Below are 1,459 nucleotides of genomic sequence, written 5' to 3'. Positions count from 1 at the left end.
CGGATCGCGCAGAACTGGCGGGCGCCGGTGAGGGTGCGTAGACACCCGGATACTTTCTGCCGCAGTTTGATCATGCGGATGTCGCGTTCCGAGCCGTTGTTGTCCGCGGGTATCCGCGGGTTACTGGTGAAGCGCAGGTAGTCGGCTTCGCGGTCGACGAGCCGGCAGGCCAGCGCGTGGCGGGCGGCCATGAGCTTCGTGCCGCGGGGCGAGGTCTGGGTGATCCCGATGTGGGCGGCGTGGCGCAGCAGCCGGGTGTGGGTCGCCAGGTCGGTCGGGTCGACCGTGGTGCCGGTGGCGGCGGCGTCGACGGTGAGCCGGTGCAGCGCGAGGAGAGCATCGGCGGCCTGGGTGGCCCAGCACCAGCTGCCGGCCGGGGCGGCGTCGACGATCCCCTGCAGCTCACGCAGCACGTGGGCGACACACAGCTGGTGGGTGGCGTCGGTGTAGGTGTCATACGGCGCCCAGGCGTCGTGGATCACGATCCCGGCGAAGCCGGAGAGCACCCCGAGGGCGTCGATCCCCGCGGTTCCGCGTTTCGGATGGCAGTCGATCAGCGTGTACCGGTCGGTGCGAGCGACGTGCACCCAGTGCAGTTTCCCGGCGACCCGTAGCCCGGTCTCATCGGCGCCGACGACCTCGGCGTCGGCGAGGCACTGGCGGACCGTGGCGAGGAAGCCATCCAGGCCCGTGGCGGCACGGGCGGTCATCGCACCGACCGTGCCCGCCGAGATCGGGATCCCGACCAGCTCGGCCAGCGCGGTCGCGGTTCGTTCCTTCGACAGGAACTGACCGGAATAGAGGTAGACCGCCGCCGCGCTCACCCGGGGCCCGTACTGGACCGGGGCATCCACCCCGTCCGGCGCGGTCGCCTTCGTGCGTGTCCCGCAGCCGCATTCCCGCTCGACCAGCTCATGTTCGATCACATGCGGGCGTAGTTCGGGCAGGTCGAACACCTGCCGGCGTTCGGTCCGGGCCACCGGCCGGCCCGCCAGCGACGCCCCGCAGCCCCCACACGGCCCCGGTTCGTGCCGCAGCCGCACGTCGGGATCGTCCACCATCCGCAGCGTCGATCCGGGATGCCCGCCCTGCCCACCAGGGCGCCGGCCGGACTTCTTCCGCAATGACTTCGGGGGCGGTTTCGCCAGCCCGTCCGAACTCGGTGGCTTCGCCGAGTTCCGCGACGTCTTGCCGACCTGGGCCTCCAACTCGGCGATCCGCGCCCGGGCCTGTTCCAACTCGGCCCGCAACTGCGCGATCAGTGCCGCCTGCTCCACCACCAGCGCCGCGAGCTCGTCATACGACGGCACCGACGGTGCGGGCGGATCACCGGACACACCTGGACCCTACGGTCCGATCAACCACGCGGCGCCAACGCTCCTGGGCTGCCAGGTCATCGAAGAGTCCCAGCCTGCCATGAAACCAAAAACAAACGATCTACGAGACCTGACCAGTTACC

1 protein-coding gene is annotated in these 1,459 nt (G+C 70.4%); it reads right to left on the bottom strand.

Translation table 11 applies throughout. The features are described 5' to 3' along the window. Window positions 1-1,337 (bottom strand): IS66 family transposase (gene tnpC, locus NBW84_RS08000; protein WP_250283186.1); only part of this gene is annotated, 1,337 nt, incomplete at its 3' end. Window positions 1,338-1,459 lie beyond the last annotated feature (122 nt).

This window comes from Protofrankia sp. CiP1_Cm_nod2, assembly GCF_920664355.1.
GTDB lineage: Bacteria > Actinomycetota > Actinomycetes > Frankiales > Frankiaceae > Protofrankia.
The sequence above is the reverse complement of the archived record's forward strand: the minus strand, read 5'-3'. Positions and strand labels throughout refer to the sequence as shown.